1 protein-coding gene is annotated in these 399 nt (G+C 61.2%); it reads left to right on the plus strand.

Features of this window, described 5'->3' with window-relative positions; genetic code table 11:
- Positions 1-399, plus strand: a 399-nt coding sequence (locus tag IF47_RS28420; protein ID WP_037733442.1) for a hypothetical protein, incomplete at both ends; no start/stop codon positions are given.

A 399-nucleotide genomic window follows, 5' to 3' on the forward strand; every position in this document is an offset into this window, starting at 1 on the left:
AGGTACGCCAAGGAAGCCCAGGAAGCAGCCAGCCGCACGGAGGCAGCGAACAAGAACAGCAGCATCCGGACAGGTGCGTCGGCGGGCGGCATCGGCAACGTCTTCTACGTCGACCGTATCGAGGTCATCGGCGATCCGGAGGACGTGAAGAAGGAAAACTGCAGCGTCATCATCCACACCGGTGACTGCAAGATCACGGCCACCATTCGGTACAAGGCTGAAATCGACGTGTACCTGTGCACGGCTCTGGACCTGCCCGCCACGCAGGCGGGATGCCCGGAGTGGGAGACCTTGTTCCTCGGAACACAGCCCGTCAAGGAACAGAAGAGCAGGGTCACCAAGACCGTCTCGATGGTCGAGTTCAACTCAGGCATCGACCCCGTAGACATCCTCCTGGGG

The sequence above is a fragment of the Streptomyces megasporus genome (assembly GCF_000718985.1).
Classification (GTDB): Bacteria; Actinomycetota; Actinomycetes; order Streptomycetales; family Streptomycetaceae; genus Streptomyces; species Streptomyces megasporus.